1 protein-coding gene is annotated in these 378 nt (G+C 62.7%); it reads right to left on the bottom strand.

Annotated features, from left to right (window positions below):
• Window positions 1–130: 130 nt before the first annotated feature.
• Window positions 131–378 (bottom strand): hypothetical protein (locus FS507_RS17800; RefSeq protein ID WP_440130367.1); only part of this gene is annotated, 248 nt, incomplete at its 5' end.

Below are 378 nucleotides of genomic sequence, written 5' to 3'. Positions count from 1 at the left end.
TCCCCCTCACATACCGCCACGTTACATCCATGGCCAACCCTCCACGCGCACACTGCGCATCCTACATCCCCCTCACTCCATACACCCACCTGTACTCCTCCCCCTCTTTCCTCCCCACATTCAACCTCCCCTACCCACCCCCACTCACCCCGACCACACCCCTCCTACCCCCCCCACCACCACCAACCTCCACTTCCACACCCTCCCTCCCATCCTCATCCCACTCCATCGCCTCCACCTCACTCTCCACCTCAACTCCATCATCCCCCCTTACTACTTCCACATCCTCATCCCCCACCCCCCCCACACCCTCCCCAATCACCACACCATCCCTCTCCACCACCCCAACACCCCCCCCCCCAACCTCCACTCCCCTAT

Origin of the sequence: Corynebacterium glyciniphilum AJ 3170, assembly GCF_007673095.1 — a bacterium.
In the GTDB taxonomy this organism is placed as follows: Bacteria; Actinomycetota; Actinomycetes; order Mycobacteriales; family Mycobacteriaceae; genus Corynebacterium.
This window is presented reverse-complemented; position numbering and strand designations above follow the sequence as displayed.